This window comes from Flavobacterium columnare NBRC 100251 = ATCC 23463 (assembly GCF_002530675.1).
GTDB lineage: Bacteria > Bacteroidota > Bacteroidia > Flavobacteriales > Flavobacteriaceae > Flavobacterium > Flavobacterium columnare.
Genome location: NZ_PCMX01000162.1, coordinates 1 through 799 on the forward strand (window position 1 = coordinate 1; position 799 = coordinate 799).

The following is a 799-nucleotide window of genomic DNA, read 5'->3' on the forward strand; positions in this document are numbered from 1 at the left end:
GAAAAGACAGTAAGAGTTTGGGTTCAAGACTATTTAAAAAAAGGTATTTCTGAAATGTTATGTGTTAGAAGTGGAGGAAACAATACTAAGCAAATATCAGATAAAATGGCTAAGTCTATTGAGCAGAAATTGACTGATCCAAAAACAACAATTACATCTTATATAGAATTATTAAAATTACTTGAAGCAGAACTAAACGAAACGGTTAACTATGGAGCTTTATACGCTCATTGTAGACGAAAACATCAATCAAAGTTAAAAATAGCAAGAAAATCCCATTACAAAAAGGATGAAAACGCGGAAGCGTTTTTTAAAAAACCTTGTAAATAAGCTCGAAGAGTGTAGAATTATTCTTAATAAAAATAATTTCAAATCTGTAAACTTATATTTTCAAGATGAAAGTCGCTTCGGGTTGATCACAAAACAAAAAAGAGTTATTACGGCAAAAGGAATAAAAGCCATTGGTACCTATAAGCACAGTTATCTTTATAATTGGCTTTGGGGAAGTTTTTCCCCCATAACAGGTGAGAGTTTTTGTATGACAACACAGAGTGTTTGTAAAGAATTATTTATAAAATATTTGGAAGATTTTAGTAATCACAAACCAACAGAATTAAAGATTATAATAATTGATAATGCAGCATTTCATTCCACAAAAGATGTAATAATTCCTCAGAACATATTTCTGTTACCAATTCCTCCATATTGTCCAGAACTCAACCCTGCTGAAAAAATATGGCAATGAATGAAAGATAAAATTGCAATGAAAATTTATAATACTCTAGCCGAATTAAATCAA

At 29.9% G+C, this 799-nt stretch carries 2 protein-coding genes; both read left to right on the forward strand.

The genetic code is table 11. The annotated features are described in order from the left end of the window. A partial coding sequence (locus tag B0A78_RS13960) for a helix-turn-helix domain-containing protein (RefSeq protein WP_097609790.1) occupies positions 1-330 on the forward strand: 330 nt, incomplete at its 5' end. After that, the gene (locus B0A78_RS13965; RefSeq protein ID WP_123907319.1) at positions 290-745 is read left to right on the forward strand and encodes a transposase; all 456 of its coding nucleotides are present in this window, start codon (positions 290-292) and stop codon (positions 743-745) included. The genes B0A78_RS13960 and B0A78_RS13965, both read left to right, overlap by 41 nt. Positions 746-799: the final 54 nt, after the last annotated feature.